This window comes from Maribacter caenipelagi (assembly GCF_004364175.1).
Taxonomy (GTDB): Bacteria; Bacteroidota; Bacteroidia; order Flavobacteriales; family Flavobacteriaceae; genus Maribacter; species Maribacter caenipelagi.
Genome location: NZ_SNZW01000015.1, coordinates 29,837 through 52,898, shown reverse-complemented (window position 1 = coordinate 52,898; position 23,062 = coordinate 29,837). Strand labels below are relative to the sequence as shown.

Genomic DNA, 23,062 nt, shown 5'->3' with positions numbered 1-23,062 from the left:
GTTATTAATGTGGTAGTTTATCTTTTAAAACGCCATATACGAAAGTGCCTAAAATAGCACTGGCAATAACGATTAAGATGGATAGGTAGCCAGCTCCGGCAAGTACATACATAGGTCCTGGGCACGCACCTGCCAAAGCCCATCCTAAACCAAAAATGATTCCGCCTATCAAATAATTGGTAACACCTTTTCTTTTTGGGTGCAAGTTCATTTCTTTTCCACCAATGGCTTTGATGTTATATTTTTTTATAACCTGAACACCAATTACCCCTAAAACAAGAGCAGAGCCAATGATTCCGTACATGTGAAAAGATCCAAATTGGAACATCTCATAAATTCGAAACCATGATGCAGCTTCTGATTTGTACATGATAATACCGAAAAATATACCTATGGTCAAATAACTTAAATATTTCATACTAACTAAAAATTAGGGGGAATAAAAGGTGAATCATAACCAAGCCGCCAATAAAGAAACCGATCACGGCAATTAAAGAAGGCAGTTGTAAATTACTTAGTCCGGATATCGCATGTCCGCTGGTACAGCCACCTGCATAACGGGCACCAAAGCCAACCATGAATCCGCCTAAAATCAACACGGCCAAAACAAAAGGATCTGAAAGGTTTTCAGTTGCAAAAAGTTCTGGAGGCAAATAAGCCTCGCCGGCACTTTCAATTCCGTAGTCCGTTGAAAGCTGTTGGGCAACATCGGGATTTATCTTTACGGTATTGTTAGACATGAATTCAGAAGCTATGAATCCGCCTATAACAGCACCTGCTACAACAACAAGGTTCCAACGTTGAGACTTCCAATCGAATTTGAAAAAATCAGCATATTTTGCACCACCACCAATAGAGCACATAGTTCTAAGGTTGGATGACATACCGAATTGCTTACCTATATAAAGTAGTACAAACATGGTAAGTGCAATTAAAGGTCCGGCTACATACCATGGCCAGGGATCGTAAATTAGATTCATTATATCGTTAATTTATTTTCAAAACTGCTAAAGGAAGTGCAAAGAAAATGAATCTTAAGTAACTTTTGTTACATAAGATTTTAATTAACGGTAAATCTATTATTTTTTCACGCCTAGTTTTTGAAGAATAGTTTCTAATAAGCACCATTTCGTAAAAGCCGACTGTATGAGATTTACACCTATGAATACTGTAAGCCAGAGCCAGTTTAAATTTACATATGCTGTTAGTACAACGCTCAGTAAAACCATTGTACCTACGATAACTCTAAAGTATGTATTTAACATGTTTGTTTTTTTTAATTGAGATTAATAATTTTCAACAGCACCAAAATAGTACTGTTGATTATAGCAGTATTTATTCAGTTATCTCATAACTTTCAGTTTCTGGATAATTTTTCTTTTCTATCATATAATAAACCAATGGAACAACCAGTAAAGTAAGCACAGTAGATACAATAGTACCGCCCATTAAAGAGATAGCCAGACCTTGAAAAATGGGGTCGAATAAGATAACGAAGGCTCCAATTACTACAGTGCCTGCAGTTAACAGAATAGGGGTTGTACGTACCGCACCAGCTTCAATGGCAGCTTGTTTAATTGGTACACCTTCAGCCAAACGTAGATTAATGAAATCTATCAACAATACTGAATTTCGTACCATAATACCTGCAAGCGCGATCATACCAATAAAAGAGGTTGCGGTAAAGAATGCACCCATAATCCAGTGACCTAAAACAATACCGATCAATGATAATGGTATGGCTACCATCATTACAATTGGAGCTTTAAAATTTTGAAACCAGCCAACTATCAATATATAAATCAAGATAATGGCACCAAGAAAGGCAATTCCTAAATCTCGGAAAACTTCAAGCGTTATTTGCCATTCACCATCCCATTTAACGGTATAGTCATCTTCGAAATCAGGCTGACCTAAATACATCTCAGTAATTTGATATCCTTTAGGCAAAGCAATTTCTTTCAACTTTTCTTCCATGCCTAATATGGCGTAGGCCGGACTCTCTAATTCACCTGCCATATCTGCCATTACATATACTACACGCTTTTGGTTCTTACGGTATATGCTCTTTGCGCTTATAGTTTCTTTAATATCTACTAAATCGGCAATAGGCACCATGTTTCCCTGCTTAGAGGTAACCTTCAATTGTGAAATATCTGTAATAGTCGACTTTTCTTTTTCATCTAATGCCAGTACCAAACCAACTTGGTCAATTGCGTTTTCATCATATAAATTTGTAATTGCTCTATTTGATAAAGCCATATTCATGGTATAGGCGATCTGCTGTGGTGCCACACCGTAAAGCATTGCTTTTTCTTTATTGATTTCGAATTTATATTCGGTTTGGTCAGCCTCTACAAGCCAATCGATATCAACTACATCATCAGTGTTTTTCAAGATATCTTGTACACTATTCGCAATTTTAATCTGTTCCTCATAATCAGGTCCATATACTTCTGCTACAATTGTAGAAAGTACAGGAGGTCCTGGCGGAACTTCTACCAATTTAACATTAGCGTTATACTTTGCCGCTATTTTTTGAATATCTGGCCGCAGTAAACTTGCAATATCATGACTTTGGGCAGAGCGTTCACCTTTATCCACAAGGTTTACTTGAATATCGGCCATATTACTACCGCCACGTAAATCGTAATGACGTACCAAACCGTTAAAGGTTATAGGGGCAGAGGTACCTACATAGTTCTGATAATTTACAACCTCTGGTCTGGTAGATAAATATTGAGCAATTTCTTGAGCAACTACACCTGTGCGCTCAAGTGTTGTGCCTTCTGGCATATCAATGACCACTTGAAACTCGTTTTTGTTATCAAATGGTAGCATTTTCACAGCAACAGATTTAGTAAAGAACAATACCATTGACCCCATTAATAAAAGAAAAGTCAAACCTAAAAACAACCAGCGTTTACTCTTGTTCTCAATAAGCGGACGTTCAAATCTGTTGTACACCTTGTAGATATAGGTGTTTTCTAAAGGTTTCTGCTCTTTCTCAGCTTCTCCTTTTTTGTCTTTTTCTCTTAAGAAAATATAGCCTAAATATGGTGTAATGGTCAATGCAACAAAAAGTGAAAGGATCATTGCAATAGAAGCCCCAATAGGCATAGGTGCCATATATGGTCCCATAAGTCCAGATACGAACGCCATGGGTAATACAGATGCAATTACGGTAAACGTTGCTAAAATAGTTGGGTTACCTACTTCATTAATGGCATAAAGTGCCGCCTGTTTAAATGGTAGGCGTTTCATTTTAAAATGCCGGTGCATATTCTCGGCTATAATAATGGAATCATCTACCACAATACCAGTAACGAATACCAAAGCAAAAAGGGTAATTCTGTTCAAGGTGTAGTCAAGCATATAGTAGCTCAACAATGTTAAGGCAAAAGTTATGGGTACAGATAAGAAGACCACCAAGCCACCACGCCAGCCCATAGCTAGCATTACTACAAGCGTTACCGCTATAATAGAACCAATTAAGTGTAATAAAAGTTCAGACACTTTATGAGAAGCCGTTTCACCATAATTTCGAGTGATTTCTACATGTACATCATCAGGAATTAAGGTGGTACGTAAATGATCAACTTTTTCAATAACGATGTCGGCAATTTTCATTGCATCGGCACCTTTTCTTTTTGCTACAGAGATAGTCACTGCAGGGTATTCAGATTTGTAATCTGCTACTTTATCACTTGCCTGTCCAAATCCCAAGGAAACATAACTTTGAGGAATTTCTGGTCCGTCGATAATATTTGCAATTTGCTTTAAATAAATGGGCTGATTTTGTTGAACACCGACAACAAGATTTTCAACATCGGTAACAGAGGCTAAAAAATTTCCTGTATTTACTAAGAACTCCGTATCATTTTTATCAAAACTACCAGAACTCAATTGGGCATTATTAGCCTTAATCATCTCAGAAACTGATAAGAAATCCAATCCGCTAGCGGCCAATTTATCTTTATCTAAGACAACACGTAATTGACGGTCTTGATTTCCTATTTTATGGGTAATAGCAACATCGTTGACCTTTTTAATCTCATTTTCCAGTTCTTGTGCCATTTGGCTTAACTGGTAACCATCATAGTTTTCGCTCCATAAGGTAAGACCCAACATAGGTACATCATCAATAGCACGGGTTTTCACCAAAGGGAAGGTTACGCCCTGCGGCATAATATCCATATGCTTGTTGATTTCATTGTATAACTTCACAAAAGAACGCTCAATATCTTCGCCTACATAAAATTGTACGATGACCATACCTTGTTCTTTCATTGATGTAGAATACACATATTCAACGCCTTTAATGTTAGAAATTAACTTCTCTAAAGGTTTGATGACCCGCGATTCTACTTCAGCAGGACTTGCACCTGGGTAACCTACAAAAATGTCTGCCATAGGCACATCTATCTGTGGTTCTTCTTCCCTTGGAATCAAAAACGAACTGTACACCCCAATGACCATGAATACGATCATTAAAAGTACCGTTAACTTACTGCCTATAAATAATTTGGCAATTTTACCTGCTAAACCTTCCTTCATTATTTCTATATTTTATTTGTGTGTTACCACCTGCCGGTTAGCAGGTGGTCGGGCTTTACGCTCATACTCCTCGGCACAAAAAGTGCCTGTGGGGTAACCGCTTCAATCCCTAACCCAGACTCGTTTATTGATTGGAGATTTTTGCTCCGTTAAATAATTTTCCTTCCGCAGAAACAATGTATTGCTCATCTGCTGAAAGTCCCGATAATACTTCAATTTGATCACCAAAAGTTCTCCCTAGTCGTAACCAGCGTAATAAGGCAGTATTACTTTGGCTTACGGTGTAAACTCCAGATAACTGACCTTTAGTAACAATAGCTTCTTCAGGAATCATTATAGCAGAACTTGTTGTTTTTCTTGTAATAGGAAATTGTACGGTTGCGTACATACCAGATAGTATTTGTACATCTGTTTTATCTAAAATTACCTTAACCAAATATTGACCACCTGTATTTTTTGATGATGTACTTACTTCGGCTACTTTTCCTTTTATATTTTTATTCAATACTTTGATTTGTACGCTAACTTCAGTATCATTTTTAACAGCAAGAATTTCAGATTCGGGCACCATAGCAAGTACTTGGTAGGTACCAGGAGATTCTACTTCCATTAAAGGCATACCTGGGTTAGCCATATCACCTGCATTAATGAATTTATTGGTTACTACACCGCTAAAGGGAGCACGAATATTTGCATAACCCATTTGAGCGTTGACACCGTTTTTCATCTGTTTTGCCGATTCTAACCTGGCTTTTGCCATATTATAATTGGCGGTAATATCATCTAGCTCTTTCTGTGAGGCACTATTTTGTTGAAATAATGCAGTGAACCGGTTAAAGTCTTTTTCAGCATTGGTGTAAGCAGCTTCAGCTTCGGTAATACTTGCATTAACTTGTGCTAATTGTGCAGAAACATCTGCATTGTTGACGCTCATTAATAATTGACCTTTATTGACCTTATCACCAACACCAACGTATATTTTATCTACGTATCCCATCATTCTAGTGCTAATATTTGCACTCTTGGCAGCTTCAATTTTACCGCTTACAGTTAAAAAAGGTCTACTACTATCTTCGGAAACTGTTTTTGTTTGAACGGCAATAGCAGGTGAATTATCAACTACTGCTTTTTTATCATCGCTGCCACAACTAGTGAGCAAGATTGTTGCGCCTAAAATAGCTGTGATTATATATTTTTTATTTTTCATCTTTAAGAATGGTATTTAGTGATTGTAGAATTTTATTCTTTTGTTAAAAACTGTACATACGCCAAGGCGTAATTATGTTGAAAAATTGTTGCGTAATATTCTAATTGCTTTTGAGAATATTGCGTTTCGGACATTAGCAAATCTGTAGTTTTTTCTAAACCCTGTTTGAACCTGTTGGTGCGTATACGCAATGATTCTTCAGATTGTTCTAGTGCCAGTTTTGTAAGCTTTAATTTATTTTTAGCATCTTTAAAACCTCTTTTAGCCTTATTGAGTTCTAATTGACTTTCAGACTTATACTGCTCTAATTGTAGTTTAGATTTGTCATATTCAGCCTTGCTTTTTTGAGATTTTCCAAAACGCTTACTACCTTCAAAAAGATTCCATTTTAATTCTGCACCAAATAAATACCCTTGAGCCTGCCCTTGAAAAATATCATCGTCATGTAGCTCATAAGTACCGAAAGCATTTAAGCGAGGTAAGAAAGCCATTTGGTCTGCTTTATGCATTTGTCTGTATGCTTCGGTAGCAGAATTCATAGCCAATATATCTTTTCTGTTTTCAGATAAGTCTACGGTAGTTGTAGTATTAAACGTGGTAATGGAAAGTGAATCAGAAGGTATTAAAATTTCACTTTCATCGGTATTCATTAATACCGATAAATAGTTACTGGCATTAAGAACATTACTCTTAGCATATTGTAACTGGTTGTTAATTTCTGTAACTCTGACTTCTACTGAAAGGACATCAGATTTTTGTAAATAACCTTGCTTATAACTATTGTCGGCAATACGTTTATTTTCTAAAGCAGTTTCTTGGGCTTTCTCTAAAACCGTTACCGTTTTGTATGCTAGCTGTAATTGCATATAAGCTTTTTCAACTTCAAGAGCTAGGTAGTCTTCTGTTCTATCAGACTGCAGTTCAGTGGCTGTCAGTTTAGCTTTTGCAGCTTTTCTTTGATAAATACCATCGAAATTTATTAGTGGTTGTTGCACTTCTACACGAGTGGCATAATCTTCTATTTGGCTTGGGTCGTTTAACAAATCTGGGTTAAAATCTGCAGCAGTTAAAATTTCTTGGTTCAGTTTAGACCCAAATGCCATTAATGGGTTGGTGGTAGCTATACCTGTATGGGAGACGCTAATATTGGGTAATAAAATAGCATTGGTCTGATTGAAATCACCCTTGGCGGACAATACATCTTGCTGTGCCATTTTCAGTGTGTTATTATTTTCTTTTACTTTAGTAAGTACTTCATCTTTCGTAATAGATTTTACTTCTTGTGATAGGCCAGAATAAAAGACGAACAACACTATCAATACTAATTTATATTTCATGGTATTCATTTATTTAAGGCAAAATTAGTGTGGTAAAATATGTTACACAGTAACAAATGTTACCGATGAACGGTTAAAGCCCTTGGGAGCCAACAGAATATTCATCTTTGCCAATTATTCCTTGAGAAACAAATATATAGGGGTGTTCTTTGGCTGTAAATGACGACCATCATGCAACCTTGGTTTTTATCAAGTTTTTACTTTAGGTCGGTGATAATTATCGTATAATAAGACCTTGCCAATGTCGAAGTGTATTTTACTACCCACGGCGAATCATATACTCTATGCCCTTTAATCAGAACCTAGAAGGTGAGATGTTGAGGCATCCACCTTAAACCCAGACGTATCAAAGCTGCATATAGAAAGGAATATATAAGATGCTATTATTGAATCGCAACTTCGCAAAAAAAAACTGCTACTCTAACGTAACTGACATCCATTAAAACATAGAACTAATCATTAAAAGATTTTTCTTTTTTGACTATTGATTGTTTTGTAAAACAACACTTCTTTTAGAAATAAATACATTAAGTAAAAATCTTGTTGTCATGACTATTACTGATTAAATAATAATAAGGGTCTTTAGTCTAACTGAGATGACAAAGACCCTTTACATTGCTATTTAGAGAACTTTTGCCATTCTTCTTTTTTACAGAAGGATTTTTAGCGCCTTTTTTAATTATTTTGTTCGCCTTCGTATTTTTTTAAACTTTACAGCATTAATATTTCTATATACTCTGTCTTGAAGACAATAGCAATACCCATTTCTAGTTGTATGTGACCCGTACGAGTTTGGAAGACAGCCATCATTTAGTGTTAATGAATCTTAAAATTAAATTTGAAGTATATCACCATCCATTTATATTAACTGGTCTTGATCTCTTCTTTGATTTTGAGGGGGTTAAAAGTTATAGAGAAAGTACCATTTAGGCGGCCGATTTCAGAATACTATGTTTAAACGGCATTAACACCGCTGACTATCTTATAGTGGTTTAGAAGAGTGTTTTTTATTTATTAATTATTTACCTTTCTGGTACCACCATGACCACCGGCAACAACTAGCATTATTTTTATGCTCAACCAGATGAACTTAAAAAATTGAACTATTGGGTTCATCATATAAAAGCGCTTAGATTTCGATATTCTTTGTGTCATTTTTTAGATTTTAAGTATTATTCTATCAAGTATTAAAGATGAAAAACCTGAAATTATTCAGGTATTAGCCACCAAAAAGGTTTCATTTTTGCTTTATAGATGAATGCATAATGAAGTGCCAATTTCAACCAGTGACCCGCTAAACCGATTTCTCCAAAAGTCTTGCCTAATTGTCTTCCCTGGGTATCAGGATACTTGTTGTAATCTGGCACAATAGGGTAGGTGGTTATACTAACACCACTTCCTTTTGTCATGCCATAACCAGCAGATGCAATACAAGCAGCACCCATATTACCTAAAGAACCTTTATGGTGTACATCTTTTTTACCATTAATGATATCAATAATATTATCTGCCACTAATTTTGCTGTTATACCAGATGGCATTCCTGTACGAGGTGGGGCAGGAGATATAGCTGTTCCATTTTTATTTACTCTTGGTTTTGAAATTGCATGCGGTGGTGCAAAGGCTATACCGGGCGCAAATATGTTTTTGTATGAAGGATTTTGATAGGTTTCGGGCCAGTCTTGAACACTCCATTCTTCATAGGGTTTAGGTGTGTAATCTGCATCAACAAGCATGAAACCTTTAAAGAGCTTTTCTGTAATTTCTGTATTGTTTTTATCAAAGGCTTTGAAACCATGCCCAGAGAACGCAGGTATTAACATGGCAAAATCGTACGTTTCAGATTTATACTCACCATCTAACGTTTCATAATGTGCAATGCCATCTTCAATTTTATTAACGCCGGCACCAATTATCCATTTTATACCACGGTCTTCAAAAACCATCTCTACCATTTCGCTAGACTTCATAATATTATTGCCGTAACTAAGAAGCATACCATCCATACCAAAATCACCTAATTTATATTCGTTGGCGATCCAAATGACTTCAGCCTTATCACGTACGTTATGTCTTCTTAACTCTTGCTCAACATTTAAAATGTACTCGAAAGCTGCACCTTGGCAAGTAGATTTTGCGTGTCCGGTTCCAATTAAAATTTTGGCTTTTTTGCCCTGTTTCATTTGCTGAATCAAGTCGTTCAAGGCATGCCATGCATGTTCGGCATGGCTATAGGTACAAACCGAATAAGCTTTGTTGGTACCAGGGTTTAGACCTTGGGTCATATCAAAAGCTAATTTGGGTCCTGTGGCATTAATAAGATAGTCATAAGTTACTTTTTCTGTCTTACCTTTTAATTCGCCATTAACGTATTTGATATTTACATATGGTTTTGTTGATTCAGTATTACCCTCTGGGTGAAAGGTAGTGACGAGAGCCTGCTTATAACCAATATTTTTTTTCTTGTATAGTGGAGCCAAAGGAAATAGTATTTCTTCAGATTTCATACGACCTATACCTACCCAAATATTAGAAGGTATCCATTGGTAATTACTATTTGGAGAAACAACCAAAACCTCATGTTGTTTTGACAATTTTCTGCGAAGATGAGATGCAGCTACATGACCTGAAATACCAGCACCTAATATTACTATTTTCGACATTATATTGAGCTTTAAATTATAAGCTAAGATCTTTTTTTTAAGTAAGTCTTACAGCAACTTTTGTTACATAAAAAGGCTTATTGCACTAGATGTAAGAGTACTTTTAGTAAATAGCTAATAATTTTTGCAAGAGCTGATATTATGTATAATATGTTTGTTTTATTTTGGGTAGTTATAATGCTTTATTAGTAAATAAATATGGGTTAGTTGATTGATATCATATTTTATTTTGGGAGGTATTTATAGTTTTACCCAAGGTTTATAAATACATAAATTATGAGGGGAAATTCTAATACCATAATCTACATAGTTGCCGGTATTATACTACTTCATTTTGTTGTAGGTTTTGTGTGGCTTATTTACAAAATGAGCAAAAAAAGGATAAAGAAGAATAGACGATAGTTCTTCTCTGGAAAGATAAATTACTTTACAATTTCTAATAGCCAAGGGTTGAATTTGAAGAAATAGTAATTTATTAATTACATAGATTTAAGTGCCTATTAAAATTTTAATAGCTAGTATCATCTAATTTTACTTTCCCGTTAAATGTTTTGTATAGAAAAATAAGATATCCTGCTAAAAGAGGCGCACCTATTACCACCATAGTTAACATTATACCTAAAGATTTTTGAGAAGATGCGGCATTATAGATAGTAACACTATAACTAGGGTCTATAGTTGAAAATAATAAAACTGGATAGAGCTGAAATGCAACAAGCATTAACAAAAAAGCCATGGTTAAGGAAGAAAAAACGATAGCTTGAAAATACTTTTTCTTGGATACCAAACGGGGCACGTTTGCAACAGCAAGAAATGCTAATATCGGTAACGCAAAAAATATAGGTTGCTCTTTGAAACTATCAGTAACTCCAGGAATAAATACAAGAGTATACATTGAGGTAACCCCAAAACTGATGATAAAAAAGATCATTCCTTTTTTTAATAAAAAAGTCAATCGCGCATGTAGTCTACCTTCTGTTTTCAATAATAAGAATATAGCTCCTTGGGTCATAAATAAAGAGAGCGTTGTAAAGCCGGTCATAATTGCATAGGGGCTAAGAAAATCAAAGATAACACCACCTTTGTAACTAAAATTTTCATGTAGTTCAAATCCTTGTAAAATGTTGCCAAGAACAACGCCTAATAAAAATGCGATTAAGGTATTAGATGCGAAGTAGATAATATCCCAAGTATTGCGCCACCATTTCATATCTTCAGAACTTCTGAATTTTATAGCTGAAGAACGTAGAACAAGCAACATTAAAAATATCATGAACGGAATGTACATAGCCGATAACATCGTTGCATACATAACAGGAAAACCAGCAAATAGCGCCCCACCACCAATTATGAGCCAAACTTGATTTGCATCCCAAATAGGACCAATGGCATTAATTGCAATACGTCTGCTCAAATCTTTTTTGAAAAACAAATGCCATGCACCTGCGCCATAGTCAAAGCCTTCTAGAATAGCGTAACCAGAAAATAATAAGCCTACAACTAAATACCAAAGCGTTGGATAGTCAATACCTAAGAATGTTTCCATATTTGTCAATTAAACGTATTTTAAAAATTCATCTGGATTCTCAGCTTCGTCATATGGCCCATGTTTTATCTTTTTATTTACTGAATAAATAAACAAAAGAAAAAGTACGGTGTAGACCACTAAGAACATTATTAGTGAAAATAAGATCTGATTGGATGAAACTTCTTGTGAAAAGCCTTCATCAGTTCTTAAATGACCATAAACGATCCATGGTTGTCTTCCCATTTCTGCCGCAAACCAGCCTACTTGATTGGCAATTTGGGGTAACAGTACGGAGAATGCAAAAATCTTTAAGAGCCATTTCTTTTCGAACAAAGTTCCACGCCACCAAAGATAACTTGCGTATAAGGTTAAACAGATCAAAAATATCCCTATTGATACCATGATATGGTAAAATTGAAAAACAGCATTTACCTGTCCGGGTCTTTCATCTTCAGGGAAGGCATTTAGCCCCGTTATAGGTTCTTCGAAATCTTGATGTACAAGAAAAGACAGTCCTTTTGGTATTTTAATTCCTGTCACTTCTTGTGTTTCATTATTGACCCAACCAAATAAATACATATCTGCAGGTGCAGATTTCTCATAATGACCTTCCATAGCTGCGAGCTTGGCAGGTTGGTTTACGGCAACACCGTCTGCAGAACTATGCCCCGATAATAACTGCGTTAACGAAACTATAGTTGCTACCGCGAGAGATATTTTAAATGCTTTAATAGAAATATCTACATATCTATTTTTTAATAAATAGTATGCATGAACGCTAAGTACCAAGAAAGTTCCTGCTAGAAACGCACCTTGCCAAACATGTATAATTCTATCAACACTAGAAGGGTTGAATACCATTGCCCAAAAATCGGTTACTTCTGCTCTTGCATTAAAGCCTTCTCCGACAATATGGTATCCGGCGGGCGTTTGCTGCCAGCTATTTGCTACTACTATCCATACGGCCGAGAACATAGAGCCAAAGAAAACCATGATGGTAGAAAAGAAATGAACTTTTGGGGAAACACGATTCCAGCCAAAAAGTAATATTCCTAAAAAGGTACTTTCTAAACCAAATGCAAATAGGCCTTCAGCTGCTAGGGCACTTCCGAATATATCACCAACATAGCGAGAATAAACAGCCCAATTTGTGCCAAATTCAAATTCCATTATAATTCCCGTAGCTACACCAATTCCGAAGGTTATGGCGAATATTTTTAACCAAAAACGAGTTAAAATTTCATATTGTTTATTTCCTGTTTTTAAATATAGACCTTCCATAATCATCATGATTAACCCAATTCCTATACTTAAAGGCGGGTATATATAGTGGAAAGCAATGGTAAAGGCGAATTGTATACGGGCTAGAATTTCAACATCCATAACAGGTGGGTTTTTACGAAATTATTTAATTTCTACTAATTGATGGGTAACATTGGTTACAAATAAAAAATATAGTTTTAATAGAGCATATTCATTGAATTTGCCTTTAAAAAATCCCTAAAACATAAAATTAATTATAGGGATTTTAGATGAATAATGTTCGTGTTATCTAAATTGAATTTAAGGTTGAAAGCATTTTATTTTTTGTTTTCTAGTTTACTTGTAATTATTGATTTTTTCGCCTAAATCGTACACTTTAGCGTTCTCGATTTCCTTAGAAACTATACTGGATCCTGCAGCACTTCTATAACCACCGGCACAATGAACTACAATTGGTTTATCTGTAGGTATTTCATTTATATGATCTCGTAATTGGTTTAGAGGTATATTGATAGCATCATCAAAGAACTTTGTTTCGTTGAATTCACTTTTATTCCTAATATCTACAATGGTATAATTTGCCTTATTCTTATCAAAATCAGTATAAACAAATTCATCAGAATGTTCTAAGTCAATAAATGGCATAGTTATTATACCCTTTATTTGACTTTCATACCCAATTTTAGCGATACGAGCTATTATTTCTTGTCTTTTACTAATGCTAGAAATAACCAGATAAAATGGTTCTTTAGGTTCAACGATAGAACCTAACCAAGTTTCAATTTTATCATCATTGTTTCTTGCCATAATATTGATCGCATTAGGCAGATGATTATTTTTAAATACTTCTTGGTCTCGTGTATCTATGATTAAAATATCCTCTTCAACTTTTGAAGAATGCATATGAAAGGGTATATCTGCGATACTACTTTCAAATTTTACCGCACCATTTTTATTAATATCAACGTCAAATCCAAAATAAGAAGGAATAAAAGGTTGGTCTTTTAGAATATGCGCTACAAATTCTTCTTCGGTCAAGTTTTTAAAAGCCCAATTGCCAATACGTTCATTTCCTAGCGTACTAGATGAATCACTACTCATATTCTTACCACATAAAGAACCTGCACCATGTGCAGGGTAAACTAAAGTGTCATCTGAGAGATGATTAAATTTGTTTTGCATTGTATGGTACATATCTTTTGCCAATTGCTCGCGTTTAGCTTTCATATTACCAGCTTTTTCCCTTAAATCTGGTCTGCCAACATCACCAATAAACAAAGTATCACCTGTAAATATTGCTTGTTTAGAATTTTTATCTTTTGCAACGATGGTAATACCATCTGGTGAATGTCCAGGGGTGTTTATAGCAGTGAAGGTTACATTGTTCATATTTAATTCATCGCCGTCATCAAATGTTACATGAGGATAATCGGCAACAACTAACTTACTCACATAAATAACAGCATCGGTTTCTTTATGAATCTGTAAATGTCCACTAACGAAATCGGCATGAGGGTGCGTTTCAAATATTGCGACAATTTTAGCTTTGTTTTCCTCGGCAAATTTATAATAGGGTAAAGGGTCTCTAGACGGATCAACAAGTGCTATTTTATTTTCGCTTAAAATGGCGTAAGAATAATGAGCTAAAGGTTTATCTTCAAATTGTTTAATGATCATAACTAAAGGTTTTATGATTAAAAATACATCGGTTCTATACTCTTAATAGAACCGATGTTATAAAGTTAAATAGATTTTTTGGCAAGGTACCAATCTACTTTTTCTAAAGTATCGTCTTCTAATCTAGCATTAAGCTCGTCTAGTGTTTTTGGAGGGGAAACAATAACTTTATCGCCTCTTTTCCAATCTAACGGCATCGCAACTTTATGTTTGTCAGACGTTTGTAGCGCATCTAAAGCACGTAATATTTCATCCATGTTTCTACCAACATTTAAAGGATAGTACATTACTAAACGTATTTTTTTCTTTGGATCAATAAAGAATACTGCTCTCACAGCAGCTGTCTCGCTCTCATTAGGTTGTAGCATTCCATAAGCCTTTGAAACCTTCATGTCAAGATCTGCAATAATAGGAAAGTCAAAGTAAATTCCGGTATTTTCCCTTACATTCTGTACCCATCCTAAGTGAGCATGTACACTGTCAATACTTAAGCCTAATAGTTCAGTGTTTAATTCGTCAAATTCACTTTTTCGTGATGCGAATCCGCTCATTTCTGTAGTACATACAGGGGTGAAATCAGCAGGATGTGAAAACATTACAATCCATTTGTCTTTTGCAAAATCAGACATTTTAATTTTACCTTTAGTAGTAACTGCTGTAAAATCAGGAGCTGTATCGCCAATTCTAGGCATTGAAATTGTTTTTTCGGATAAAAGATTTTCGTTATTCATAATAAGTAATATTTATAGTTTTATAATTTTTGATAAAATTAAATTATGAAAAAGGTTTACAATGTAACCCTGGTTACACACCTTAATTTTTAACATTTTTTTACGAAAAGAAGCGAGTTATAACCTTAAAGTATAGCTTTGGAAAATAGTATTCAGTAATGTCAAGATTAAATTAGTTATGTGACTTTAGTCACATTTTAAACCAGTTAGGGCATTTAATTTTGCAGTATGAAGTTGTCAAGCTTTATCATATCATATTTGTTTATACTTATTTCTTTGGGCAGTAGTTTTAAGACTGCTACAGTCATAGGGTATTATGCTTTATTTACAGATGATTTTGTAGAACGTTTCTGTGAGAATAAAGAGAGACCAGAATTAAAATGTGATGGTAAATGTGCCTTGTCACAAATGTTGTCAAAAGAAGCTGATAACGAGAAAACTCCAATTAATTTAGACTTCTTAAAAAACGAAACCATATTGTTTATTGGTACGTTGACTACATTTAAGTTTGTGCAACAAACTATTAAAGAGTCGCATAACTTATGGTATAGTATATTTTATGACTTCCATTTTTTGGCACGTATAATACATCCTCCGAGATTTTAGAAATTTTTATTTCCGTTTTAATTCATCCAATACCTAAACTTTAAGGTATTGGTCTGTATTTCAATTAATTAAAAATTTTAAAGATGATTATAAAATATCTTTGGGTGCTAACGGTATTCATATCGGTGCCCTTAATACATGCACAAAATTTAACAGGAAAAATAATATCGGCAAGTAACCAAGAGCCACTTAACGGTGCTCACATTTTGACTAATAACGGATCAGCAACATATACTAATTTAGATGGTGATTTTGTTTTGAAAAATGTTGAAGAAAATGTGGTGTTGACCATCTCTCACGTAGGGTATAGAACAGTACAACGACAGGTATCGCTTGTTGATGAACACATACTGATTGCTTTACAAGAAGCCCCCATTGCCATAAATGGAGTGTTGGTGACAGGGAATATGAAAATTGACCCAGTACTTACAATAGAGACCAATGATTATGTTAAGAAAATTGTACAGCCTAGAAATGTAGCAGATTTGTTTAATGATGTTAATGGATTTTCGTTAATTAAAAGAGGTAATTATGCAATTGACCCTAGTTTTAGAGCAACGCAATATGAACAGTTAAATGTGCAGTTTGATGGTGGTACTAAAGCAATGCACGCCTGTCCAAATCGTATGGACCCTATTACGACCCATGTTATTCCGGAAGAAATTGAAAAAATAGAGATTATAAAAGGACCTTATACGGTAAGATATGGTGCCACTTTTGGCGGTATCGTCAATATGGTAACACAAAAACCAATTGTTGAAGATTATGGCTTACACGGTAGTTTAAGTGGCGGCTATGAAAGTAATGGGAATTCTTTGGTATCAATGGCCAGATTGCAACAAGCAACTGAGAAATATGATATAGCTGCTAACGTAGGTATTCGTGATTTTGGTAATTATGAAGATGGTGATGGTATAGAAATTCCATCTTCATTTAGAAGTTTGGACTATGGAATTAAAGCTGGAGTTAATTTTACTGAAAACCAACGGCTACAAGCACATTGGCGACAATCTTTCGGGCGCGATGTTTTGCACGCAGGTTTACCTATGGACACCGAAGAGGATAATAGTAGTGTTCTCTCTTTAGATTATAAATTAGGGAGTATGCCAGGTCTTGTTGAAAGCATAGATTCTAAAATTTATTACAGCTATGTAGATCATATAATGACTAATTACAATAGGCCAACCTTTATGATGACATCTGCCATTTCTGCAATTGACGCTACTACGGCAGGTGGTAAAGTAGAATTAAAATTAAAACCAACAGACAATCTAGCCCTATTTACAGGTATTGATGTTTTGCATATTGCACGAGATGGCAATAGAACACGATTAGTGAAAAGAAATGCTATGGGAGTTTTAGACACACCCTTAACATTTGAAGATAAGGTGTGGCAAGATTCATATATAAATGATATTGGATTATTTGCAGAAGGTAAATACCCCTTAACAGAAAAAGCAATGTTAACTGCGGGTGTACGTTATGACAATGTTACATCTGAAGCAAAAGATCCAGAAGCTGATTTTGCCGCTTTATACACTGATTTAGATAACAGAACAGAACATAATTTTAGTGGTACAGCTTCAATTAAATATGTGTATTCTCCACAATTTATTATGGAAGTGGCGTATGGTCGTGGTGTTAGATCAGCAAATATGATAGAACGTTTTATTAATCATTTCAGCGTAGGTCAAGACGCGTATGAATATGTTGGTAATCCTAATTTAGAGGCAGAAGTAAATAATCAGTTTGAGGTAGGTTTTAAAGGAAAGATGCCTATTTCAGAAAACACTTCAGATATGTTTAGGTATAGTACTTCTTTCTATTACTCGCTTTACGAAAATTATATAGTTGCTGTAATAGACGAAACGCAAATAAGAAAATTCATGCCAATGAACCAACCATCTAATGCAAAGGTTTTTAGAAATTTAGATGATGCATACAAGACAGGTTTTGAAATTGTGGCAGGTGTAGACTTCTGTACTAATTTCAACTTCACAACCGAACTTGCTTATGTATATGCTAAGAATAATGATTTAAATGAGTCATTACCTTTGGTACCACCTTTAGTTACAAGATTTAAATTGGGCTATGAAAAAGAAAAATTTTGGTTAAATGCTGAATATAGGCTTACTACCGAGCAAGATAATATTGCATATTCTTTTGGTGAGCAGGTTACACCAGGTTATGAAATAATGGATTTACGTTTGGGTGTAATACCAATGAAGAACCTAACCTTAGGCATTGCGGCATTAAATGTTTTCGATAAAACGTATAGTAATCACCTCAATTTCGCATTTAACAATCAGGCAGAATTTGGAACGGAACCCATCAATGACCCTGGTAGAAATCTATCGGTTTTTGTTCAATATGAATTTTAATAAATGGAGATATAAAAAGGGACCAAATTTGGTCCTTTTTATATTTTAGTACCTGTAAAGCGAATAACCGAAGCATTGCCAATATGGTATAGTCCTTCGTTCAATTCTATTTCTGCCTCTTCTAAAATCTCAAAATTAATTTCATTAAACTCATCTTCAACTTCATCAATAGCATAGAGCATGTCTGTATTTTTAGGTCCACCAGAAGATTTTCCAAGTTGATTTTTAGAGAATGCCTCAAAAATGATATGTCCGTTGGGTTTTAATGATTTTAAAAGATGTTGGTTTGCTTTCTTTCTAATAGCTGCAGGAAAATGTGCATAACAGAAGGCGATTACATCAAACTTTTTAGAACTTTTAAATTTAAGAGCGTCAATTATTTGATATTCAATATTAAAGCCATTTTTTAATGCAAGTTCTTGAGCTTTGATTTTAGCAGATTCGCTAAAGTCGAAAGCCAATACTTTCCATCCTTTAGAAAGTGCATAAACGGCATTTCTGCCTTCACCTTCGGCAGGCAGTAAAATAGAACCTACTTTTAATTTATCTAGCTGTTGTTTAAAGAATTCATTTGGTGAGTTTCCGTAAGCATAGCTTTCTTCGTTGTAACGCTCGTTCCAAAAGTCTTTCATGGGTAATTATTTATGGCATAAAAGTATACCCGTCCATTTGATAATTGGCAAGAACCATCATAGCAGATAAACCTAATTCGGTATTTGGGTTTAGATCTTCAGCTCCAATACCTCTTGCTGCCGTTGCTTGTGCACAAACATAGAATTTTACTCCGTAGTCCTTTAATAATTTAATAACGGCTGCATCGGGGTTTTCTTTTTCAAATTTTTCTTGATATTTGGCATCATTTAAAGCAGTAAAAGTGGCACCACCATGCACGGCGGCTATTATGTTTACGTTATCGGCAGATACACCACCTGCACCTAGCATATTTATCATCCTGGCAATTTTAAAATAGCCTACGTTAATGCCATCCAACTCACGGTCATCTTTAAGGTCAAATACAAGATTATATTCTTTTGTAGGGTCTGCCTTAATAGCAACATCCTCAAATTCCTTTATTTTTCCATAGCCATCAATGATAGGTGTGGTCCAATCTTGGGCATTTATTGTTTGTATTCCCATAAGTACTGTTGCAATTAGAAGTGCTTTTTTCATGTATTCGTAGAATTTAAAATAGGTAGTCTTGGTTTAAATTTAGTTGTTATTTCTCTCTAATGTCCGTTATTTTTAAAAGGAATAAAAGTAAATTAAAGTTTTTAACGTAACTGTAACCTTGGTTACTTCCATAATGAAGGTTAAATTATAGATTCGTTATTTAAATTAGCCTAACATTATATTTCTATGAATGAAGTACGGGTATTGGCAAAACAACTCTTTAAGCTATTTGTAATAGTCTTTATTTTGGTAGGCATTGTATTTATATGGTTAATGACTTATGAACCAAGTTCTAAAGAGAAAATATTCAATGAAACTGAAGTTACGGTTTCTACTAACGATTGGAAACCTAAAGATGCTTTAACAGAGTTGCCAAATATGCCCAAGAAGGTTAAGGAAGGGTATTATTTAATTGCTGAGACCTCAAAGTATATGGGCCCTAATGCAGAGAATGCTGAAGATAGATTTAGCGGAAACAATTTAGCGTGTGCAAACTGTCATTTACAAAAGGGAGCACAGGCAGGTTCTGGTTCTTGGGTAGGTGTTTTGGAGCGATTTCCTCAATTTGCAGGCCGTGGCAATAAAATAGGCACTATTGAAGATCGTATTAATGGCTGTATGGAGCGTAGCATGAATGGTAGAATGCTTCCGCCAGGTTCAGATAAACTTGTGGCTATTGTTGCCTATATGGATTGGCTCAGTGAAGGATTGCCCAAAGAGAGGAAAGCTGAATTCAAGGGATATCCAAAAATTAAGATTCCTACTGTTGCGGTGAACTTGGAAATAGGGAAACAGGTATACCAAAAGGAATGCATTATTTGTCATGGAGAAAATGGAGCTGGCGTTCTTAATGCGGTCGATGGTAAAAGCTATACGTATCCGCCATTATGGGGTCCAGATAGTTATAATGATGGTGCAGGTATGAACAGGGTGATAACATCGGCAGAGTTTATAAAAAGTAACATGCCTTACTTGCAGGCCACTTGGGACAACCCTAAACTTACGGATGAAGAAGCATATCATGTTGCAGGATATATCAACAGTTTTACCAGACCACATAAATTAAATACCGAAAACGATTATCCAGATAAAAAGCTAAAACCGGTATCTACGCCGTACGGACCTTGGGTAGATGATTTTACGCCCGAGCAGCATAAATACGGACCTTTTCCACCAATAATGGATTTCTATAAAGAGAAATACGGAATTACCAAAACGAAATAACCTACATGCGATTACTATATCTGTTCATTTTTTGTTTGCCTATTTTTTCGATTTCCCAAGATTCTGTAGTTACTCAGAAAAGGGGAGCTTTTTCTGGTCAATGGCGAACATATTATATGATGACTTCTAATAAAGGGGAATTAAAAGACTTTAATGCTTTAGCAACAGGAGGTAAATTAAAATACCAGTATAATCTTTTAGAAAACTTAGAAGTAGGTGCAGCATTATATAATTCTACGAATTTAGGGCTACAAGATTTAACTATGCCAGATGCGATAACGGGAAGAATTAGTAGATATGAAGAAGGATTGTTTGATAGGTTGGATCTAGAAAACGATGCGGTATTTTTATTAGGGGAATTGTATGCGAAATATCATTTAAAACAACATTCTTTAACCCTGGGTAGAATCAAGATAAATACACCACTGATTAACCCTGAAGACGGAAGAATGATACCTACTTTAGTACAAGGTTTATGGTACAATTTTAATTCGGAGAAGTCAAAATTTCAATTGGGTGTATTAAATGAAATAGCGCCGAGGTCAACAGGAAAGTTTTATGGTATTGGGGAGAGCATTGGAACATACCCTGTGGGTAGAAATAAAAATGGGGATGCTTCTCAATATACCAATAATACAGCATCTGATTATGTTATAATGGCGAATGCAAATTTTAAAATAACACAAGACTTAAAATTGAATATATGGAATCAATTTGTAGACAATATATACAATTCGTTCTACATTAAACCCTCTTATAGGTTATCTGAGTCTGTACAAATAGAAGGGGAGTGGCTACATCAAAATAAAGTGGGCAATGGCGGTAATAGAATTGATTCTCTTCGTTATTTTAATCAAAACACTGCAGATGTTTTAGGATTGAAAATGTCGTATAAAAGTGAAGCAGGGCTAATTTCTTTAAGTTATAATAGAATTTTACCGAACGGTCAATTTCTATCGCCAAGAGAATGGGGTAGAGAAGATTTATTCAGTTTTCAAAAGCGAGAACGTAGCGAAGGTTCAGCTGATAATCATGCTTTAGTATTCAATTATAAAAAAGACCTTACCCTTTCAAAAGATCTAAATCTTATGTCAATCATAAGTATTGGAAAGCATTGGAAACCAGATGTAACCAATGCTACTTTCAATAAATATGCAATGCCAAATTACACCCATATTAATTTAGATATTTTCTTTAAAATGAAGAAACTTAAAAATCTACGACCAGAGCTATTGCTTACCTCTAAAATTGGGAATGGAGATATACCTGATAACCCTAATTTCATCTTTAACAAGGTAAATATGTTTCACTTAGATTTAATTATTAACTATAACTTTTAATAGCATAAAAAAATCCCTATTACAATAGGGATTTTTCTTTGTCTTAAACATCTTTACCTTTCATCATTTTATTCCAATATAAGTAGGGTAGACCATATTTTTTAAGCATCCATAATCTCCAATGTTCTTTAGAAGAATCGCTTATGAGCATTCTTTTCAATTTAGGATCCGGAGTAAAATTATTGTCATAATCAAATTCCGCTAACACCATTTTTCCATAGTCCGTTACCAATGGGCAAGAAGAATATCCGTTATAAGATTTAGTTCCCATTTTATGACTATTAATTAAAAGGTTTAAGTTGTCAACTACGATAGGCACCTGTTTACGGATTGCGGCTCCTGTTTTAGCAGTAGGTAAGGCAGCGACATCTCCTAAGCCAAAAATATTGGCATAGCTATTATGTTGCATAGTTTGATGGTTAACATCCAACCAACCCGCAGCGTTAACTAATGTTGAATCCTTTACAAATTTAGGAGCTACAGAAGGTGGAGCGGTATGCATCATATCATAATGAATTCCATAACGGTTGCCATCAACGCTAACTTTTACGTCCTTATAATTATATTGAAATTTTTCGTCTAATTTTAAGTCATCGACCTTGTTGCTAGAGATAACCACACAACCACCAGCGGTAATTTCTTGACCCATTTCATACCAGGCAATTTGTTTATCACCATCAACAGCCACAAGTTTGTGATGAAACCTAAGGTTAATATCCTTTCGGTCAACTACCTCCATTAAGGTTTTGGCTATTTTCTTTACACCAAAAATAACAGTACCACCAGTAGCGAAAATGACATCGGTTTTTTTACGGATTCCACTTTTTCTAAAATGACTTTCTGCCAAGTACATTATTTTTTGGGGTGCTCCACCACATTTAATAGGGGTTGTTGGTTGCGTAAAAAGTGCGGTACCGCCTTTGAAATTTTTAATAACATCCCAAGTATGTTTAGGGTTTGTATAATTACTGCATACAACACCTTTATCTATAGCTTTGCCTAAGCCAGGTACTAAACTGAAATCATATGCAAGACCTGGTGCAACTACTAAATAATCGTACGTGATATCTCCTTTAGATGCTGTGTGTACGATATTGTTTTCGGGGTCGAAACCAGTAGCCTTATCTTTTATCCAAGTAGCATTTTTAGGTATAACCGATGACATTGGTCGAGCCGTTTTGTCAAAGTCATATGTACCAGCACCTACCAGGGTCCATGCAGGTTGGTAATAATGAGTATCTGCGGGTTCGATAATTGCAACGTCTTTTGCTCTCTTTTGGGTAAGAAGTTGGGCTGCTACCATGATACCTGCAGTACCTCCCCCAATAATCAATACCTGATGATGTGATTTCATTTTGCTATTATTTTTATGAATATG

Annotated in this window: 19 protein-coding genes; 4 read left to right on the top strand and 15 right to left on the bottom strand. The window is 35.0% G+C overall.

The window, feature by feature from the left end:
* Positions 1-4: 4 nt before the first annotated feature.
* From DFQ03_RS10785 to DFQ03_RS10735, 12 genes are all read right to left on the bottom strand, one after another.
* Positions 5-418: a DUF6691 family protein gene (locus tag DFQ03_RS10785; RefSeq protein WP_133673198.1), complete on the bottom strand. Its 414-nt coding sequence runs from the start codon at positions 416-418 to the stop codon at positions 5-7.
* A 1-nt stretch (position 419) separates the two neighbouring features.
* On the bottom strand, positions 420-980 hold the full coding sequence (locus DFQ03_RS10780) for a YeeE/YedE family protein (RefSeq protein WP_133673197.1): 561 nt from the start codon (positions 978-980) through the stop codon (positions 420-422).
* 99 nt (positions 981-1,079) lie between these two features.
* Positions 1,080-1,265 (bottom strand): YgaP family membrane protein, encoded by a 186-nt coding sequence (locus DFQ03_RS10775; RefSeq protein ID WP_133673196.1) that lies wholly within the window; start codon positions 1,263-1,265, stop codon positions 1,080-1,082.
* A gap of 70 nt (positions 1,266-1,335) precedes the next feature.
* Positions 1,336-4,557, bottom strand: coding sequence for an efflux RND transporter permease subunit (locus DFQ03_RS10770; protein ID WP_133673195.1), 3,222 nt, complete (start codon positions 4,555-4,557; stop codon positions 1,336-1,338).
* 124 nt (positions 4,558-4,681) lie between these two features.
* The gene (locus DFQ03_RS10765; RefSeq protein ID WP_133673194.1) at positions 4,682-5,764 is read right to left on the bottom strand and encodes an efflux RND transporter periplasmic adaptor subunit; all 1,083 of its coding nucleotides are present in this window, start codon (positions 5,762-5,764) and stop codon (positions 4,682-4,684) included.
* Positions 5,765-5,796: 32 nt separating this feature from the next.
* A complete protein-coding gene (locus DFQ03_RS10760; protein WP_133673193.1) occupies positions 5,797-7,101 on the bottom strand; it encodes a TolC family protein in 1,305 nt (434 codons plus the stop codon).
* A 1,014-nt stretch (positions 7,102-8,115) separates the two neighbouring features.
* Positions 8,116-8,256, bottom strand: coding sequence for a hypothetical protein (locus DFQ03_RS18815; RefSeq protein WP_166637462.1), 141 nt, complete (start codon positions 8,254-8,256; stop codon positions 8,116-8,118).
* A gap of 53 nt (positions 8,257-8,309) precedes the next feature.
* Positions 8,310-9,764, bottom strand: coding sequence for an NAD(P)/FAD-dependent oxidoreductase (locus DFQ03_RS10755; RefSeq protein WP_133673192.1), 1,455 nt, complete (start codon positions 9,762-9,764; stop codon positions 8,310-8,312).
* A 508-nt stretch (positions 9,765-10,272) separates the two neighbouring features.
* Positions 10,273-11,310 carry a cytochrome d ubiquinol oxidase subunit II gene (cydB, locus tag DFQ03_RS10750; RefSeq protein ID WP_133673191.1) on the bottom strand — a complete coding sequence of 346 codons (1,038 nt, stop codon included), beginning with the start codon at positions 11,308-11,310 and terminating at the stop codon, positions 10,273-10,275.
* A gap of 9 nt (positions 11,311-11,319) precedes the next feature.
* Positions 11,320-12,675, bottom strand: a complete 1,356-nt coding sequence (locus DFQ03_RS10745; RefSeq protein WP_133673190.1) for a cytochrome ubiquinol oxidase subunit I — start codon at positions 12,673-12,675, stop codon at positions 11,320-11,322.
* 216 nt (positions 12,676-12,891) lie between these two features.
* Positions 12,892-14,232: an MBL fold metallo-hydrolase gene (locus tag DFQ03_RS10740; RefSeq protein ID WP_133673189.1), complete on the bottom strand. Its 1,341-nt coding sequence runs from the start codon at positions 14,230-14,232 to the stop codon at positions 12,892-12,894.
* A 65-nt stretch (positions 14,233-14,297) separates the two neighbouring features.
* Positions 14,298-14,963: a peroxiredoxin gene (locus DFQ03_RS10735; protein WP_133673188.1), complete on the bottom strand. Its 666-nt coding sequence runs from the start codon at positions 14,961-14,963 to the stop codon at positions 14,298-14,300.
* Between the two features lie 228 nt (positions 14,964-15,191).
* Here DFQ03_RS10735 and DFQ03_RS10730 point away from each other — a divergent pair, with 228 nt between their 5' ends.
* Complete coding sequence (locus DFQ03_RS10730; RefSeq protein ID WP_133673187.1) at positions 15,192-15,569, top strand: hypothetical protein; 378 nt, start codon at positions 15,192-15,194, stop codon at positions 15,567-15,569.
* 83 nt (positions 15,570-15,652) lie between these two features.
* Positions 15,653-17,950: a TonB-dependent receptor domain-containing protein gene (locus DFQ03_RS10725; protein WP_133673186.1), complete on the top strand. Its 2,298-nt coding sequence runs from the start codon at positions 15,653-15,655 to the stop codon at positions 17,948-17,950.
* A gap of 38 nt (positions 17,951-17,988) precedes the next feature.
* Here the strand turns inward: DFQ03_RS10725 and DFQ03_RS10720 are convergent, their stop codons facing one another.
* Both DFQ03_RS10720 and DFQ03_RS10715 read right to left on the bottom strand, forming a co-directional pair.
* Positions 17,989-18,582, bottom strand: coding sequence for a class I SAM-dependent methyltransferase (locus tag DFQ03_RS10720; protein WP_133673185.1), 594 nt, complete (start codon positions 18,580-18,582; stop codon positions 17,989-17,991).
* A gap of 10 nt (positions 18,583-18,592) precedes the next feature.
* Entirely contained in the window at positions 18,593-19,120 is a 528-nt protein-coding gene (locus DFQ03_RS10715; protein ID WP_133673184.1) for a DsrE family protein, read from the bottom strand.
* A gap of 186 nt (positions 19,121-19,306) precedes the next feature.
* On the opposite strand from DFQ03_RS10715, the gene DFQ03_RS10710 reads away from it, so the two are divergent.
* Together DFQ03_RS10710 and DFQ03_RS10705 are read left to right on the top strand one after the other, a co-directional pair.
* Positions 19,307-20,344 carry a c-type cytochrome gene (locus DFQ03_RS10710; protein ID WP_133673183.1) on the top strand — a complete coding sequence of 346 codons (1,038 nt, stop codon included), beginning with the start codon at positions 19,307-19,309 and terminating at the stop codon, positions 20,342-20,344.
* A gap of 5 nt (positions 20,345-20,349) precedes the next feature.
* On the top strand, positions 20,350-21,684 hold the full coding sequence (locus DFQ03_RS10705) for an OprD family outer membrane porin (RefSeq protein ID WP_133673182.1): 1,335 nt from the start codon (positions 20,350-20,352) through the stop codon (positions 21,682-21,684).
* Positions 21,685-21,727: 43 nt separating this feature from the next.
* Here DFQ03_RS10705 and DFQ03_RS10700 read toward each other — a convergent pair whose 3' ends face one another.
* Positions 21,728-23,038 carry an NAD(P)/FAD-dependent oxidoreductase gene (locus tag DFQ03_RS10700; protein WP_133673181.1) on the bottom strand — a complete coding sequence of 437 codons (1,311 nt, stop codon included), beginning with the start codon at positions 23,036-23,038 and terminating at the stop codon, positions 21,728-21,730.
* Between the last annotated feature and the right edge of the window lie 24 nt (positions 23,039-23,062).

Excerpts from the sequence above, each read along its gene's own strand:
- DFQ03_RS10705 (WP_133673182.1), top strand. The coding sequence starts at position 20,350 with ATGCGATTACTATATCTGTTCATTTTTTGTTTGCCTATTTTTTCGATT.
- DFQ03_RS10755 (WP_133673192.1), bottom strand. The coding sequence starts at position 9,764 with ATGTCGAAAATAGTAATATTAGGTGCTGGTATTTCAGGTCATGTAGCT.
- DFQ03_RS10785 (WP_133673198.1), bottom strand. The coding sequence starts at position 418 with ATGAAATATTTAAGTTATTTGACCATAGGTATATTTTTCGGTATTATC.
- DFQ03_RS10700 (WP_133673181.1), bottom strand. The coding sequence starts at position 23,038 with ATGAAATCACATCATCAGGTATTGATTATTGGGGGAGGTACTGCAGGT.
- DFQ03_RS10735 (WP_133673188.1), bottom strand. The coding sequence starts at position 14,963 with ATGAATAACGAAAATCTTTTATCCGAAAAAACAATTTCAATGCCTAGA.
- DFQ03_RS10775 (WP_133673196.1), bottom strand. The coding sequence starts at position 1,265 with ATGTTAAATACATACTTTAGAGTTATCGTAGGTACAATGGTTTTACTG.
- DFQ03_RS10770 (WP_133673195.1), bottom strand. The coding sequence starts at position 4,557 with ATGAAGGAAGGTTTAGCAGGTAAAATTGCCAAATTATTTATAGGCAGT.
- DFQ03_RS10765 (WP_133673194.1), bottom strand. The coding sequence starts at position 5,764 with ATGAAAAATAAAAAATATATAATCACAGCTATTTTAGGCGCAACAATC.
- DFQ03_RS10720 (WP_133673185.1), bottom strand. The coding sequence starts at position 18,582 with ATGAAAGACTTTTGGAACGAGCGTTACAACGAAGAAAGCTATGCTTAC.
- cydB (WP_133673191.1), bottom strand. The coding sequence starts at position 11,310 with ATGGAAACATTCTTAGGTATTGACTATCCAACGCTTTGGTATTTAGTT.
- DFQ03_RS10730 (WP_133673187.1), top strand. The coding sequence starts at position 15,192 with ATGAAGTTGTCAAGCTTTATCATATCATATTTGTTTATACTTATTTCT.
- DFQ03_RS10740 (WP_133673189.1), bottom strand. The coding sequence starts at position 14,232 with ATGATCATTAAACAATTTGAAGATAAACCTTTAGCTCATTATTCTTAC.
- DFQ03_RS10715 (WP_133673184.1), bottom strand. The coding sequence starts at position 19,120 with ATGAAAAAAGCACTTCTAATTGCAACAGTACTTATGGGAATACAAACA.
- DFQ03_RS10725 (WP_133673186.1), top strand. The coding sequence starts at position 15,653 with ATGATTATAAAATATCTTTGGGTGCTAACGGTATTCATATCGGTGCCC.
- DFQ03_RS10760 (WP_133673193.1), bottom strand. The coding sequence starts at position 7,101 with ATGAAATATAAATTAGTATTGATAGTGTTGTTCGTCTTTTATTCTGGC.
- DFQ03_RS18815 (WP_166637462.1), bottom strand. The coding sequence starts at position 8,256 with ATGACACAAAGAATATCGAAATCTAAGCGCTTTTATATGATGAACCCA.
- DFQ03_RS10710 (WP_133673183.1), top strand. The coding sequence starts at position 19,307 with ATGAATGAAGTACGGGTATTGGCAAAACAACTCTTTAAGCTATTTGTA.
- DFQ03_RS10745 (WP_133673190.1), bottom strand. The coding sequence starts at position 12,675 with ATGGATGTTGAAATTCTAGCCCGTATACAATTCGCCTTTACCATTGCT.
- DFQ03_RS10780 (WP_133673197.1), bottom strand. The coding sequence starts at position 980 with ATGAATCTAATTTACGATCCCTGGCCATGGTATGTAGCCGGACCTTTA.